Annotated in this window: 11 protein-coding genes; 1 reads left to right on the forward strand and 10 read right to left on the reverse strand. The window is 74.4% G+C overall.

Features of this window, described 5'->3' with window-relative positions; translation table 11 throughout:
- Positions 1–33: 33 nt before the first annotated feature.
- The 6 genes from ACQPZG_RS02945 to ACQPZG_RS02970 form a co-directional block, all read right to left on the reverse strand.
- Entirely contained in the window at positions 34–1,077 is a 1,044-nt protein-coding gene (locus ACQPZG_RS02945) for a DUF5914 domain-containing protein (protein WP_433544621.1), read from the reverse strand.
- A 392-nt stretch (positions 1,078–1,469) separates the two neighbouring features.
- The gene (locus tag ACQPZG_RS02950; RefSeq protein WP_433544166.1) at positions 1,470–2,507 is read right to left on the reverse strand and encodes a phytoene/squalene synthase family protein; all 1,038 of its coding nucleotides are present in this window, start codon (positions 2,505–2,507) and stop codon (positions 1,470–1,472) included.
- Positions 2,504–4,081, reverse strand: coding sequence for a phytoene desaturase (locus ACQPZG_RS02955; RefSeq protein ID WP_433544167.1), 1,578 nt, complete (start codon positions 4,079–4,081; stop codon positions 2,504–2,506). Before ACQPZG_RS02955 ends, ACQPZG_RS02950 begins: the two co-directional genes overlap by 4 nt.
- Before the next feature lie 34 nt (positions 4,082–4,115).
- Positions 4,116–5,426 (reverse strand): polyprenyl synthetase family protein, encoded by a 1,311-nt coding sequence (locus ACQPZG_RS02960; RefSeq protein ID WP_433544168.1) that lies wholly within the window; start codon positions 5,424–5,426, stop codon positions 4,116–4,118.
- Between the two features lie 475 nt (positions 5,427–5,901).
- Positions 5,902–6,291, reverse strand: a complete 390-nt coding sequence (locus tag ACQPZG_RS02965; RefSeq protein ID WP_433544169.1) for a GntR family transcriptional regulator — start codon at positions 6,289–6,291, stop codon at positions 5,902–5,904.
- Positions 6,288–7,004, reverse strand: a complete 717-nt coding sequence (locus tag ACQPZG_RS02970) for a hypothetical protein (RefSeq protein ID WP_433544170.1) — start codon at positions 7,002–7,004, stop codon at positions 6,288–6,290. The genes ACQPZG_RS02965 and ACQPZG_RS02970 overlap by 4 nt, the downstream gene beginning before the upstream one ends.
- Positions 7,005–7,476: 472 nt before the next feature.
- On the opposite strand from ACQPZG_RS02970, the gene ACQPZG_RS02975 reads away from it, so the two are divergent.
- Positions 7,477–8,448: an LLM class F420-dependent oxidoreductase gene (locus ACQPZG_RS02975; protein WP_433544171.1), complete on the forward strand. Its 972-nt coding sequence runs from the start codon at positions 7,477–7,479 to the stop codon at positions 8,446–8,448.
- A 65-nt stretch (positions 8,449–8,513) separates the two neighbouring features.
- Here ACQPZG_RS02975 and ACQPZG_RS02980 read toward each other — a convergent pair whose 3' ends face one another.
- The 4 genes from ACQPZG_RS02980 to ACQPZG_RS02995 form a co-directional block, all read right to left on the reverse strand.
- Positions 8,514–9,944, reverse strand: a complete 1,431-nt coding sequence (locus tag ACQPZG_RS02980; protein WP_433544622.1) for an oxygenase MpaB family protein — start codon at positions 9,942–9,944, stop codon at positions 8,514–8,516.
- A 107-nt stretch (positions 9,945–10,051) separates the two neighbouring features.
- Positions 10,052–10,837, reverse strand: coding sequence for a polyprenyl diphosphate synthase (gene uppS / locus ACQPZG_RS02985; RefSeq protein ID WP_433544623.1), 786 nt, complete (start codon positions 10,835–10,837; stop codon positions 10,052–10,054).
- Between the two features lie 286 nt (positions 10,838–11,123).
- A complete protein-coding gene (locus tag ACQPZG_RS02990) occupies positions 11,124–12,395 on the reverse strand; it encodes a serine hydrolase domain-containing protein (RefSeq protein ID WP_433544172.1) in 1,272 nt (423 codons plus the stop codon).
- A 395-nt stretch (positions 12,396–12,790) separates the two neighbouring features.
- Positions 12,791–13,090 carry a hypothetical protein gene (locus tag ACQPZG_RS02995; RefSeq protein ID WP_433544173.1) on the reverse strand — a complete coding sequence of 100 codons (300 nt, stop codon included), beginning with the start codon at positions 13,088–13,090 and terminating at the stop codon, positions 12,791–12,793.
- Positions 13,091–13,189 lie beyond the last annotated feature (99 nt).

The raw sequence follows: 13,189 nt of genomic DNA on the forward strand, positions 1-13,189 counted from the left end.
CGTGCCCGGCCGACCGGGCGCGGGGCGGCGGCCTCAGCCGGGGAAGCGTCCGGTGCTGCGCAGCGCCCAACGCCTTTCCGCGTAGGCGATGTCGTCACGCCACAGACGCCCCGCCGCGGCCCGCATCAGCGGACGCAGCGCGGGCGCGGCCGCCCTGGCGAACGCGAAGCCCGTCCGGTCGGACGCGGCGACGACCGCCTCCACCACCGCGGTGCGCGGCCGGCCCGAGCCGTCCGGGGTCAGCGGGGTGGCGTGCGTCTCCACGACGGAATCCAGGCCCTCGCCCTCGGTGATGTGCATGACGACGGTCCGCGGTTCGGGCGCGGTGAAGACGGCACGGACCGGCACCACGGCCCGCCCCGCCACCTTGAAGGAGACGTCCACGACGAAGGCGTCCTCCGCCCCGTCCGCGCCGTCGTCCGCGTCCGGGCCCGGTGCGCCGACCACCGTCAGGTCGACGAAGGAGTACGGGTGGAACCAGGCCCCGTGCCACGGATCGAGCCGGTTGGCGACGACGTCCTCCGGCTCGCACCGCCCCACGACCGTGCAGACCGCCGACACCGCGCCCGCCGGATCCGGCCGGACCGGGACCACCGGACGCTCCAGCGGCACCTCGCCGCCCACCCGGTCGAGCCGCACCCACACCAGCACCCCGTCGTCGTGCACCGGGAACGGCTCCCACCCGGCGAACGGGGCGCCGTCCAGCGCCAGCCCGTGCCAGTGGCAGACCAGGGTGCCGCACCGCACCCGGCTGTCCTTCAGCGGCGCGCCCAGGTGCGGGCACGCCCCCGCGCCCGCGCGCAGCCCGCCGTCCTCGCCGCGCCACAGCACGAGCTCCGTCCCGGCGACGGTACGTCCCACCGGCCGCCCGGCGGGCACGTAGCGGGAGGCCCCCACCACGTACCAGTTGCCCGACGGGCGGGCCTGCGCCCGCTTCAGGGCGGCGGCGATCACCCCCGGGGAGGCGTCGCGCCAGGTGGGCCGCTGCCGCTCCCACGGCACGGGACTGCGCCGCAGCCGCAGCGGCAGACGTCCGCGACGGGACGGGAGTGCGCCGCCCGAACTGCTCTTCCCGATGCCGGGCGGAAGCGTGTCGCCGTCGCTCTTGCCACCGCCGGTCGGGAGCGCGCCGCCCGCAGCACCCCTCCGACCGCCGCGCGGGCGCGTGTTGCTGTCGCCCTTGCCGCCGCCACGCGGGCGCGTGTTGCCGTCGCCGGTCGGGAGCGCGCCGCCCGAACTGCCCCTCCGACCGCCGGACGACAGCGCGTCGCTCTCGCCTTTCCCGCCGCCGCGCGGACGCGTGTTGCCGTCGCTCTCGCCACCGCCGGTCGGGAGCGCGCCGCCCGAGGCACCCTTCCCACCGCCGGACGACAGCGTGTCGCCGTCGCCCTTGCCGCCAGTGGGCGGGAGCGCGACGCCTCCGTCTCCGTCCCGCCCGGCGTCCTTCCTCCCGCCCCTCCCGTCCCGCTTCACACCGTCTCCTTCCAGGACCGGCCACCGCGTGCCGGCACACCGTTCGGCACGCCCGCCGGTGCGGACGGCACGGGCGGCCGGCCCGGCAGCCGCCGCGCACCGGTGGCTGACGCCCGCGCCAGCGCGACGCGCACCAGCCCGTCGACCGCCACCGCCGCCCGCCGTCGCCGGGGCACCACGGCCCGCCGGTGCAGCACCCGGTACCCGTCGTCGGCGACCGCGTCCAGGATCGCCCCGTACAGCACGAACGCGGTACGGATGCACGGGCGGGCCACCGGATCGAGCTGCGCGAGTCCGGGGGCGGCCTGCCGGTACACCGTGCGGGTCAGGTCGGCGGCGGCGCCCAGCGCGGCGGTGATCCGCCGGTCCGGCAGGCCCGTCAGCCGGCTCCACGCCAGCATGTCGCGGTCGACGCCGTGCGCGGCGAGCAGGTCGGCCGGTAGGTAGACCCGCCCCCGGTCGAGGTCCTCGCCCACGTCGCGCAGGAAGTTGGTCAGCTGGAACGCCACGCCGAGCGCCGCCGCGTGCGGGGCCGCCTCGGCGCGCGGGACGACGGTGCCCAGGACCGGCAGCATCTGGAGGCCGATCACCGCCGCCGAGCCGTGCATGTACGCCCGCAGGTCCGCGTACGTCGCGTAGTCCGTGACGTGCAGGTCGCTGCGCATGGACGCCATGAAGTCGGTGAAGTGCCGGTGGTCGATGTCGTACCGGGCGGCGGTGTGCGCCAGCGCGCGCACCACCGGCTCCTCGCTGTCCGCCCCCGCCAGCCCCGCCGCCAGACGGGCGGACAGCGCGTCGAGCGCCGCCGCCCGGTCGGCGGCGGTCGCCGAGGAGTGCAGGTCGTCGACGATGTCGTCGGCCCAGCGGGCGAAGCCGTACAACGCGTGGACGGCCGGACGGCGTTCGACCGGCAGCAGCCGGGTCGCCAGGAAGTACGTGCGGCCGTGCCGGGCGTTGAGCCGCCGGCAGCGCCGGTACGCGGCGCGCAGACGGGGCTCGGTGATGCCGGCCGCGTCGAGTTCACGATCGGTCATGCGGAAGGGGCCCTCCGGGCTTCGGGGTCGGGCGTGCGGGGGCGTCGGGCCGGGGCGACGACCCGGGCGGCACCGGTGGCGCGGGCGCCGCCGGTGACGCGGGCCGCGGCGAGCTTGCCGGAGATCAGGACGGTCGGCACCCCGACGCCGGGGGTGGTGCCGCAGCCGGCCAGGACGGCGTTCTCGGTGCCGCGCACGAGGTTGCGCGGGCGGAAGGGTCCGGTCTGCGGGAAGGTGTGCGCCGCGGAGAACGGCGTGCCCGCCCCGTGACCGTCGGCGCTCCAGTCGGCGGGCGTCACCAGGCACTCCTCCTCGATCGCCGAGCCGATGCCCTCCAGCCCACGCGCCTGGAGGGTGCGCAGGAGACTGTCGCGGTAGCGGGGGCCGAGGTCGGCCCACTCGCGGGCGTCCGGTCCCACGGTGGTGTTGGGGCAGGGCGCCAGGACGTAGTGCAGATGCCTGCCGGGCGGGGCGAGCGAGGGGTCGGTGGCGGTGGGCCGGGTGATCAGCAGCGAGGGGTCGGACATCAGGTCCCCGGTACGGGTCAGTTCCCGGAACGTCTCCTTCCAGGCGCCGCCGAAGGAGATCGTGTGGTGCCCCAGGCCGGGCCAGGTCCGGTCGGTGCCCGCGTGCAGGATCACCGCGGACGGCGAGTGGCGCAGCGGCGACGGCCTGCGCGGGAGCCGTCCGAGCAGCCGGTAGGCGACGGGCAGGTCGGGGGTGAGCACCACCGCGTCGCACGGGATGCGTCCCCGGTCGGTGACGACGGCGGTGACGCGCTCGCCGGAGGGGGAGCGCTCCAGCCGGGTCACCTCGTGCCCGTAACGGAAGTCCGCGCCGGCCTCGGCGGCGGAGTCCGCCAGGGCCCGCGGCAGGGCGTGCATGCCGCCGCGCGGGAAGTACACCCCCGCCACCGTGTCCATGTAGGCGATCACGGCGTACGCGGCGAGCGCCCGCGCGGGCGGCACACCGGCGTACAGGGCCTGGAAGGTGAAGACGCGGCGCAAGCGCTCGTCGGAGAGGAAGCGGCCGATCCGGGCGTCCATCCGGGAGAACCCGCCGAGTGCGGCGAGCCGCGCCAGGTCGGGATGCAGGAGCTGGAACGGCGAGTCGAAGTTGGCGTCGATGAACCGGCCCATCTGCACCCGGTACAACCGCTCCAGCCAGACCCGCAGCCTCCGGTAGCCCAGGGCCTCCCGGGCCCCGGCGAACCGGGCGACCTCCGCCTCCATCGCCTCGCCCCCGGTGTGGACGTCCAGCGCGCTCCCGTCGGCGAACCGGGCGCGGTAGGCGGGGTGCAGGGGCAGCAGTTCCAGCCGCCCGGCCATGGAGTGGCCGACGGCGGCGAAGGCGTCCTCGACGAGGTCCGGCATGGTCAGCACGGTCGGACCGGTGTCCATCCGGTAGCCGTTGCGTTCCAGCAGGCCCGCCCGGCCGCCGGGCTCGTCCGCCCGTTCGACGACGGTGACCCGGCGTCCCGCGCCGAGCAGGTGCAGGGCGGCGGACAGCCCGGCCAGTCCCGCGCCCACCACCACGACGTGGCCGGTGGGGCCCTTCAGGGTCCTCGCGGTCATTCGCCCTGCTCCCGCCCTCGTGTGCTCGTCCTCGTCATCGGGCCCTCTCCTCACAGATCTCGACCGGACGCGGACCGTCCACCGTCCGTCCCCCGTGAACGGCGGCGGGTACGGGTGCGGCGGCGACCGACTCCAGCAGCGCCCGCAGCCTGCTCCCGCCCCGCGGTGCCAGCGGCACCGACGCCAGATGCCGGTGGCCCACGGCCACGAGCCGCTCGATCTTCGCCTCCACCAGGTCCCGGGCGCCGGTCTCCACCAGCGCCTCCCTGACCCGTTCCAGCCCTTCGTCGCTCAGCGACGCGTTTCCCAGCGAGGCGTCCAGCAGGGCGGTCACCGCCCGGTCGCCGCCGGTCTCCGCGCGCGCCCTGGCGACCGCCGTGAGGTAGGTGAGCTTGCCGTCCCGGATGTCGTCGCCCGACGGCTTGCCCGTGGTGCGGGGGTCGCCGAACACACCGAGCAGGTCGTCGCGGAGCTGGAAGGCGATGCCCGCACACCGGCCCGCGGAGCACAGCGCGCCCGTGGTCCGGTCATCGGCCCCGGCGAGGGCCGCGCCCAGCGCCAGCGGCCGTTCCACCGAGTACAGGGCGCTCTTCAGGGTGGCGGTACGGATCGCCGCGCTCACCGCCCGGGAGCCGGTGACCTGGCCGTGCAGGTCCAGGTACTGACCGGCCACCATCTCCGTCCGCATGGCCCGCCACAGCCCGCGGACCCGCTGCCGCACCTCCGCGCTCACCGCCGCCGCGTCCCACGTCTCGGCGACCACGTCGTCGGCCCAGCTCAGCGCGAGGTCCCCGGCGAGGACGGCGGCCGACCTGCCGAAGGGCTCGCCGGGCCCGGCCGGGTCGGGCCCGGCGTAGCGCGCGGCCAGTGCGACGTGCAGGGCGGGCCTGCCCCGGCGCACCGCGGAGCCGTCCATCACGTCGTCGTGCACCAGGGCACAGGTCTGGATGAGTTCGAGTCCGGCGGCCAGCCGCAGCGCCGTGTCCGCCTCGGCCTGCCGGGAACCTCCGCCGCAGGCGCGCAGGGCCCACCACAGGAACTGGGCGCGCAGCCGCTTGCCGCCGTCGAGGGTGAAGTCGGCGACCCGTCCGGCGACGTCCTCCGCGAACGTGTCGTCCAGCGCGGCGCATTCCCGCACCCGTTCGCGCAGCACCTCCTGGAGCACCCGCCGTACGGCCTTCGGAACATCCCTGTCCACCTCGTGCGTATCGGTGCAGGACGGACGTACCGGCTCCCGGCCGTGCAGGGCGCGCGGCCGGGCGGGCGCCGACCACAGCTCCTGACCCGACCCCGGGCGGACCCGTTCACTGTCCGAGGAGCTCTCGTCCGTCCTCGTACGGCGCATCACACTGCCTTTCCTGGGCGTCAGCCGGACTGCATCCGGTCGGTATTCGCCCCGCCGGGCCCGTTCGGATGCACCTGAGCCCCGGATTTCGGCGAACGCCCCCGGGCAGCCGTGGCCGCGCCCCCGGGGGCCCGCGTCCACGACGGAGCACGCACGCCCGCCCGGAAGCCCCAGCGCCTCCTCCCTTCCCCGCCGGTGCCCGCGGCAACACGCGGAGGCCGCCGCCCACCCGATCGCACCAGAAACAGCGGACCCGCAGGGGGAGGGGACAGCATGCGGGCCCGGGGCGACGCGTCGTCGCAGCGATGACGCGTCGCCCCGGGCGCCGGCCCGCGTGCACCGGGATCGGGGCACCGGCGCTCACCCGGCCGCCCCCGGTCAGCGCGGTGCTGCGTACGCGACCGGGGCCCCGCCGACCGGCAGTGCTCGGCGGACCGTACCGGCGTGCCGCGCGCCCGCCAACGCGCCCGCGTGCTCACGGCAGTTCGCGGCTCGCGAGGGCGTGGCGCACCGCGGCCAGGGCTTCCTCGTCGGTGGCTCCGAGTTGCCGGGCGGACGCGGCGAAGGCGCGCGCGTGCTCCGCCAGCCGGGTCCTGCCCTCCGCACCGGACGGCAGGGCGACGACCTGCGTGCCCGAGCCCCTGCGGGTGCTGACGAGCCCCGCGCTCTCCAGCTCGCGGTACGCCCGTACCACGGTGTTGTTGGCCAGGCCGAGATCGGACGCCAGCTGCCGTACGGACGGCAGCTTCGCTCCCTGGACGAGCCGGCCGACGGAGATGAGGTCGGCGAGCTGGGAACGGAGCTGCTCGTAGGGCGGAACGGGGGAAGCGTGGTTGACGGTGACGAGGGTGCCGTGGGTCGTCATGAGCGCGCCTTCAGATAGACCTGCGGGAGCAGGAGGACTCCCAGACAGTGTCCTGCGGACAGTGCGGAGACGGCGGCGGAGACCAGCAGCCCCGCCATGGCCGCGGCCCTCATCGTGCCCCCGCACGGCACTCCCAGCAGCGCCTGCCCCGTCGTCACCGTGACGGCGAACAGGGGAGCGGTCACCAGCACCCCCCACGCGCCCACCGTCGCCCGTGCGTTGGCCCGGCGCAGGGCGTCGTCCCCGGACCGGGTGGTGACGCGGTGCAGGAGCAGTGCGCAGGCGACCGTGCCGACGGCGAGGCCGCCGAGGGCCGGCCCGAGGTAGTGCGGCCCCGGCCAGGGTGCGTGGAGGTAGGTGCCCGTCGAGCAGGTGGCCGTCAGGGCACGCCCCGGCCGACCGGTGGCGTCCGCCGTGGCGGTCGCGGCGGCCACCGCCAACAGAACCAGCAGGACGACGGCCTGCACGACGAGCGAGACGGTGAGGCCCCGGGGCACGTAGTCCCTGATCCGGCGCCTGGTGATGTCGGCCACCCGCAGTCGGCCGGGTCCGGGCCGGGCGAGGACGTCGGTGGCGTACACCCCGCCCATGACGCACAGGCCGAACACGGCGAACCCGTAGAGCAGGTCCACGTCGGACTCGGAGCTGAAGGTGACCAGCGCGTTGACCGCCAGCCCGGCCACCGCGCCCACCCACCGCACGGAACTTTCCACCCCCGCCCGCCAGAAACCTTGTGTTCGTGAAGCAGCAGGCATACCGGTCGGCCCTCCCCTTCGGCAATGTGTATCAACCTCCTGACACAATTGACTACATGGGAGGACTGTGTCAAGGAGATGACACAGTTTCGCTTTCGCCAGAACGGAGACCCGTGGCGGGGAGGCGGACGGAACCCGCATCCGCGCACCGGGGTCGCCCCGAATCCGCAGCGCTTCGTCTGGCGGCACTGTGCAGAAGCGGGTACGCAGGAGGCGGAGGAAGGAGCGGGAACGGAGGCGGAGGACGCCCGAGCAAGGGGCCAGCTCCAGGCCGTACGGCTCGCTGCCCGCCCCTCCCCACCGGCGGACGACCGCCGTCCCGTGGTGTGCCGTCGCGCTGGGTCACCCGGCCGGCGCAGACCTCCGGAGTGCGCACGGCCCCGGAGCCGCGACCGCACGACCGGTTCGAGAGACGCGTGAAAGGTGAGGCATGACGATTCACGGCTACTTCCTGTCGTCCGAGGAGTTCACCCCGGCCGAACTCCTCTCCCAGGCCCGCGCCGCCGAACAGGCGGGATTCCAGGCGCTGGCGATCTCCGACCACTTCCACCCGTGGAACGACGCACAGGGCCAGAGCGCCTTCGTCTGGTCGATGATCGGAGCGCTGTCCCAGGTCACGTCGCTGCCCGTCACGACCTTCGTCACCTGCCCCACCATGCGCATGCACCCCGCGGTCAACGCACAGGCGGCGGCCACGGCCGCAGTGCTGACCGAAGGGCGCTTCCGCTTCGGCATCGGTACGGGCGAGGCCCTCAACGAGCACGTCCTCGGCGACCCCTGGCCCGAGGCCGACCGGCGCATGGAGATGCTGGAGGAGTCGATGGAGGTGATGCGCCGCCTGTTCACCGGTGAACAGATCACCCACCGGGGCACGCACTACACCGTGCAGAACGCCCGCCTCTACACCCTCCCCGACGAGCCGCCGCCGCTGTACGTGTCCGGGTTCGGCCCCAAGGCCGCTGAGCTGGCCGGGCGGGTCGGCGACGGCTTCGTGACGATGATGCCGGACGCCGACCTGGTGGACCGGTTCCGGGACGCGGGAGGCGGCAGCAAGCCCGTCCTCGGCGGCTTGAAGGTCTGCTGGGGCACCGACCGGTCACAGGCGGTCAAAACCGTGCACCGGCTGTGGCCCAACGAACAGCTGCCCGGCGAACTGCCCCAAGTCCTGCCCACGCCCGCCCACTTCGAGCAGGCCACCCAGCTCGTCACCGAGGACATGGTGGCCGACGCCGTCGTCTGCGGCGACGACGAGGACGCCCACGTCGACGCGGTGCACGCCTTCACCGAGGCCGGCTTCGACGAGGTCTACGTCAACCAGATCGGCCCCGACCAGCAGGGCTTCTTCGACTTCTACCGCTCCCGCGTCCTGCCCCGGCTGCGGGACCGGACGTCGGGAGCCTGACGCCCGCCGTCCGTCGCACGCCCCGCCGGGCCCGGCCCGGCGGGGCGTCGTCGACCGCCCCGCCGTCACGCCCCCGCGATCAGCGGGTCGAAGGCCGTGCTGCGCTGCCGGCCGGACATGAACGCCAGGAACTCCTTCACGAAGGCACTGCGCGTGTACGTCGCACCCCCGGTCCCCGCCGTGTCGCGGTGGAAGGCGGTGCGGAACAGCGCCCGGTACTCGGCGGCGTCGATGTGCCCGCTGCCGTCCCTGTCGGTGACGTCGAAGAGGACTTCGGCGACCCGGATGAGCGCGGGCCCGGCGAGGGAGGGCGAGGCCGCGGCGTACTCCTGGGCGCTGATGCTGCCGTCGCCGTCGGTGTCCAGGGCCGCCTGGAGTTCGCGCCACCAGTCCGCGTAGGCCTGGTAGAGCCTGGTCTCCTCGGGCTCGTCCAGGTCGAGGCGGCCGGCCAGCTCCCGGGCCATGGCGGCCAGGTCGGGCCAGTCCAGGGAGCCGTTGCCGGTCTGGTCCAGGACCTGCCGGAAGAAGTTCTCCGCGTCCTGCCGCTGCTCGGCGCCGGCGGCCGTCGCCGGGCGCGCGGCGGGCTCCGGCCGATCGGGGCGCGGGGTCAGCAGCCGCAGCAGTGCGCCCGCCCGCTTCATCCTGGCCTGGAGTTCCGCGAGGGTCCTGGCGCGCGGATCGTCACTGTCGGGCGTCATCTCCAGGAGGCCGATGATGTTCGCCGGCTGCATCCAGCTCGCGGGCAGGAAGCGGGCCAGTCCCACGGCCAGGTAGGCGCCCTGCATCAGGGTCTGGGCGCCGGGCATCTCGGGCAGCCCCGCACGGCGGCGGAACGGTTCGGGCAGCGAGGCCACCGCGATCGCCCCGACCACCGGACCCGCCAGGGCACGGCCGGCCGCCCACACCGTGGGCAGACCGCTCAGCAGCGGGGGAGCGGGGAGGTGGTCGAAGAGCTTGTAGAGGATGACGCGCATCGCCTCCGTGTTCTCCAGCTCCTCCGCCACCACCCGGTCGTAGTACTGCCAGAACTCGGCGAGCGTCTCGGGCAGGTGGCCGGGCTCGTCGCCCATCTCCGCGAGCATGGCCTGGAACTCGGCGTAGAGCGCCTCCATGAACCCCTGTTCCAGGGGCTGGCCGCTCAGCCTGCACATGGTGACGGAGCTTTCGAACAGGGTGGCCACCACCCAGGCGCGGGCGCCGGGGTCCATCGCGTCGTAGGGCCGGTGGTGCGGATCCGTTCCCTTCAGCCGCGCGTGCATGCGGTTCAGCCGCGCCGCCTCCCTGCTGCGTGCCTCCTCGTCCGCCCCGGTCATGCGCTGCATGCTCAGGAAGGTGTTGCGCAGGCGCCGCCACGGGTGCGTGACGAACGTGGAGTTGTCGATCAGGGCCGCCCCGATGGTCGGGTGGGCGGCCTCCAGGACCGTCGCCCGGACCATGGCGAGCGCCCACCGGGGGTCGTTGAAGAAGGTCTCGAAGCGCGCGTCCGGGCTCTTCAGGGGCCGGTGCGGCGCACCGGGGCCCGACGTGGGCGGCCGAGCCCCGGCGTCCTGGCGGTCGGCGTCGTCGAAGGGGGAGCCGCCGGGGCGGGTCGCGTCCGGAAGGGTCACAGTCGGGGTTCTCCGATCTCGTTCGGCGGTACGCCGCCGAAGCGGCGGTCGCGCTGCCGGTAGGAGTGCAGGCACTCCAGGAAGTGGGAGGCACGGAAGTCGGGCCACAGGACGGGCGGGAAGACCCACTCGGCGTACGCGACCTGCCAGAGCATGAAGTTGGAGATCCGCTGCTCTCCGGAGGTACGGATCACCAGGTCCACGTCCGGCGTGTCGGGGTAGGGAAGGTGGTCGGCGAAGGTCCGCTCGGTCAGGCTGTCGGCGGGGGTGTTGCTGCGCAGCAGTGAGCGCGCCGCCTCGACGATGTCCCTGCGTCCGCCGTGGTCGAAGGCCACGGTCAGCGTCATGCCGCGGTTGTCGCCGGTGAGCGTCATCAAGTCGTCGAAGTCCCGGGCCAGTTCGGGCGGGATGCGCGGGTCGGTCACACCGAGGAAGCGGCAGCGGATGCCGCGTGCGTGCAGGAACACCGCGTGCTTGCGCACCACGCGCCGTACCAACCGCATCAGGAAGTCGACCTCGTTGCTCGGCCGGCCCCAGTTCTCGGTGGAGAACGCGTACAGGCTCAGCCACCCCACCCCGGCCGCCCGCGCCGCCTCGATGACGTCGATCACGGTCGCCTCCGCGGCACTGTGCCCGGAGGTGCGCGGCAGCGCCCGCGACTGCGCCCACCGGCCGTTGCCGTCCATCACGCAGGCGACGTGGTGCGGTACCCGGCCGGGCCCGCCGGCGGCGGGCCCGGGAAGGTCCGGGGACGGGGCGGGCCCGTCGGCCGTCTGCTGCATGCTCATGCCTTCCCTGGGGCCTCTCACGCTCCTCCGCCGCGCGGACGGGCGATTGCCCGTACGGCACCGCACCGGGACGGCCGGTGCGGTGCCGTACGGCGGGTCGCGTCGCCGGTGTCACCGGGACGGTGCGCTGGTGCGATCAACACGAACAGCTTGGCACCGGGCGGCCGGGCGGGGCCCGAAAAGGCCGACGCATTCACCCTTGGGACGCCAGTCCGACAGGGGCGGTGGGCCGGCCCGGCCGATGCGGGGGGCCCGCGGCCGGGCCCCGCCCTCGGCGCGGCTACTTCTTGCAGAACGACGCGTCGAGCACCGTCAGAGCGTGCTCCGGCCCCTGTGGTGTCGGCGCCATGTTCGCCGTCAGGGCGATGGCCGTCGCGCGGCCGTCGTCCGTGACGCCGGTACGGGTGGCGTGGCCCGGGATGTCGCCGCCGTGTCCCCACATGGTGCCGCCGCAGCTCAGCGGCGTGCTCGTCACCCCGAGCCCGTAGCGGACCCCCTTGCCGCCCCACTCCTCGGGCACCGCGACGGTCGTCCGCAACTGCTCGACCTGCGCGGGCTTCAGCAGCTTTCCGTCGAACAGGGCCCTGAAGAACCGGTTCAGATCGCTCGGCGTGGACACGATCTGCCCGGCGGCCCAGCCCCACGAGGGGTCCAGTTCGGTGAAGTCGACCAGCGGCGCCCCCTGCTTCGGCGAGTGGTACGCCCTGGGGTGCTTGCCGCGGATGCGCTCCTCGCCCACGGCGGGGAAGTAGGTGTGCCGCAGCCCGATGCGGTCGATGACGCGCTGGGCGATCTGCTCGTCCAGCGGACGCCGGGTGACCTTCTCGATCAGCAGCCCGGCGAGCACGTAGTTGGTGTTGCTGTACGACCACTTCTTCCCCGGCTCGAACAGGGCCTTGTGCTCCAGTGCGACGTCGAGGAGGGCGCGCGGCTGGACGTAGGTGTGGCGGTCCTTGCCGAGCAGATCGTCGAGCATGTACTCCGTGTAGTTCGGCAGGCCGCTGGTGTGGTTGAGGAGCTGACGGACCGATATCTTCCGGCCGTCGATGCCCTCCCCCCGCACCAGCTTCGGCAGGTACTTCTCGATCGGGGCGTCGAGGTCGACCTTCCCTTCGCCGACGAGTTGCAGGACGACGGCCGCGACGAACGTCTTGGTGTTGCTTCCCGCTCTCACCCGGCCGTCGACGGGGGCGGGCGCACCGGTCCTCAAGTCGCCCGTTCCCACGGCGTAGTTGCGGGTCCGTCCGTCGCGGTCGACGGTGGAGGCGAGGGCGGCGGGGTACTTGTCCTTGCGGACCAGACCGGTCAGCCCCTGGCGGAGGGCGACGTCCCGCTTGTCGGAGGAGACCGAGGTGTCGACAGAGGCGGCGGTGGCGGAGGCGGCCGGGCCCGCGGCGGGCGTCGCGGACGCGGGCAGGACACTTCCCGTGGCGAGGGCCGCCGCGAGTACGGCCACCGCGGCGATGCCGCGACGGCGCCCGGCGGGGGACAGGACGCGTGCGGACGCATCGGGCTGCTGCCGGGGAGAACGCGCGGCGGAACGATCGGACATGGAGAACCCCTCCTGGAAACGGTCACCGGCGCGGGTGGCGGCCGGACTCGTCCAGACTCTCCGTTCAAGATCCACAGGCCCATACGGTCAGCAGGCGCATCGCACTGGGGGGCAGCCCCACCACGCGGGGTACTCAGGTGCACCCCCCGGGGACACGGGGGCAGTTGCTGCCGTCCCGCGAGGAGGTTCCGGCCGCCGGTCCGGACGGCCGGGCCGACGCCACGCCGGACCCGGCGACCCGCCCCGGCGGCCGGCTCGGCGCCACGCCGGCCCGACCCGTCCTCGCCCCCCGTCCTCGTCCGGGAGCCGTCCCTGCTCCCGGTCAGGGGGCGCTTCCGCGGACAGGAGCCGTCCCGGCTCCTGTCCCAAGGGCGCCGTCCGCGACGCCCGTCCCGTCACCAGAAGCTCTGGCACGTGCAGCGGATCTCCACCGTGCCGTCCGTGGTCCACGTGTCGCCCTCGTGGCCGGAGTGGCGCTCGGTCGTCGTGTCCTGGCCGACGACGACGCGGCAACTCACACCGTGCTGGGACCTGCGGTGGCCGCAGCCGCGGCACGTGGCGGTCGTGTGGGGGCGCCAGTCGCCGGGACAGAATCCCTGGCAGGCACAGTTGCCGTCCGTACCGTCGCAGTGGCCCTCCAGGTGAACCGTCCACGGGTGGCGGCACCGGCATTCGGCCACACTGTCGTCACTCAAGTCCGCTCCCTGCATGGTGGGTCCGGGGGCCGCACGCCCTGGCACCGGACCGGCCGGAGGCCGTCCGTGAAGCAGCTGGTCGGCCGTTGAATATAATCT

It is taken from the genome of Streptomyces sp. CA-294286, assembly GCF_050947155.1.
Taxonomy (GTDB): Bacteria; Actinomycetota; Actinomycetes; order Streptomycetales; family Streptomycetaceae; genus Streptomyces.

Bases quoted from the DNA above. Each gene is read 5' to 3' on its own strand.
- ACQPZG_RS02965 (WP_433544169.1), bottom strand. From the start codon at position 6,291: ATGACGACCCACGGCACCCTCGTCACCGTCAACCACGCTTCCCCCGTT.
- ACQPZG_RS02955 (WP_433544167.1), bottom strand. From the start codon at position 4,081: ATGACCGCGAGGACCCTGAAGGGCCCCACCGGCCACGTCGTGGTGGTG.
- ACQPZG_RS02990 (WP_433544172.1), bottom strand. From the start codon at position 12,395: ATGTCCGATCGTTCCGCCGCGCGTTCTCCCCGGCAGCAGCCCGATGCG.
- ACQPZG_RS02960 (WP_433544168.1), bottom strand. From the start codon at position 5,426: ATGCGCCGTACGAGGACGGACGAGAGCTCCTCGGACAGTGAACGGGTC.
- ACQPZG_RS02950 (WP_433544166.1), bottom strand. From the start codon at position 2,507: ATGACCGATCGTGAACTCGACGCGGCCGGCATCACCGAGCCCCGTCTG.
- ACQPZG_RS02975 (WP_433544171.1), top strand. From the start codon at position 7,477: ATGACGATTCACGGCTACTTCCTGTCGTCCGAGGAGTTCACCCCGGCC.
- uppS (WP_433544623.1), bottom strand. From the start codon at position 10,837: ATGCAGCAGACGGCCGACGGGCCCGCCCCGTCCCCGGACCTTCCCGGG.